Origin of the sequence: Streptomyces sp. NPDC097981 (assembly GCF_040302565.1) — a bacterium.
Taxonomy (GTDB): Bacteria; Actinomycetota; Actinomycetes; order Streptomycetales; family Streptomycetaceae; genus Streptomyces.
Map to the genome: position 1 here is coordinate 1 of NZ_JBEORW010000191.1, position 1,327 is coordinate 1,327.

1 protein-coding gene is annotated in these 1,327 nt (G+C 74.6%); it reads right to left on the reverse strand.

The annotated features are described in order from the left end of the window. Positions 1 to 1,327 (reverse strand): condensation domain-containing protein (locus tag ABTY04_RS40990; protein WP_502996836.1); only part of this gene is annotated, 1,327 nt, incomplete at both ends.

Here is a 1,327-nt window from a genome sequence, read left to right on the forward strand (position 1 = left end):
CGCGTGTACAACGCGGCCAACGCCGCCTGCAGCACCATGAACAGACTGGCCCCCGACCGCCGCGCCAACTCCACCAGCCCCGCATGGAGTCCGGCACTCAGCTCAAGTCCGACGTGGTCTCCGCGCCGGCTGACGACGGCCGGCCTCGGCCGGTCGGCCGGCAGCTGGAGCCGCTCCGGGAGGTCGGCCAACTGGCGTGTCCAGTAACCGAGTTGTTCGGCGAACCGACTGTCCGGGTCGGCCGCGTCGCCGAGCAGGTCGCGCTGCCACAAGGTGTAGTCGGCGTACTGCACCGGCAGGGCCGGCCACTGCGGCGCCCGGCCCTCGCACCGGGCTGCATACGCCTCGGCCAGGTCGCGGGAGAGCGGCCCGGTGGACCAGCCGTCACCGGCGATGTGGTGCATCACCACCAGCAGCACGTGCTCCTCCGGCGCCAGCGCGAACAGCACCGCCCGCAGCGGCACCTCCGACATCAGGTCGAAGGGCTGCCGGGCCGCCTCGGCGAGCCGCTCCGGCAGCTCGGCCTCCTGCACCTCGGCCAGCCGCACCCGGGGCCGCGCCGTGTCCGCATCGAGGACACGCTGGCACGGCACGCCGCCGACCTCCGGGAACACGGTCCGCAGGCACTCGTGCCGGGCCGTCACGTCGGCCAGTGCCTGATCCAGCGCCGATCGGTCGAGCGGTCCGGACAACCGGAGCGCCAAGGGGATGTGGTAGGTCGCGGCGGAGCCGTCCATCCGGTGCAGGAACCAGAGGCGGCGCTGGGCGAAGGACAGCGGTACCGCCTCCGGCCGCTCGCGCACGGTCAGCGCCGGCCTGGCCCGGCCGGCCCCGGCCAGCGCCGCTGCCAGTCCGGCCACGCTCGGCGTGGCGAACAGCACGCGCAGCCCGACCTCGACACCGAGCACCGAGCGCACCCGCGCGACCAGCCGGGTGGCGAGCAGGGAGTGCCCGCCCAGGTCGAAGAAGTCGTCCTCGACCCCGACCTGACCCACGCCCAGCACCTCCGCGAACAGCTCGCACAGGATCTGCTCCTGAGGCGTCCGCGGTGCCCGGCGTTCCTCCGGGTCCGCCGACTCCGGCGCGGGCAGCGCCGCACGGTCCAGCTTCCCGTTCGGCGTCAGCGGCAGCACGTCCAGGACCACGACGACGGCCGGGACCAGGTAGTCGGGAAGGCGGCTTGCCACGTGGCCGCGCAGTTCAGCCGGACGGACGGCGGTGTCCGGGCGCGGCACGACGTAGCCGATGAGCCGGTCGTCGCGGGCGAGGACGGCGGCCTGGGCGACGGCGGGGTGCTCGGCCAGGACGGCCTCGACCTCGCCGAGCT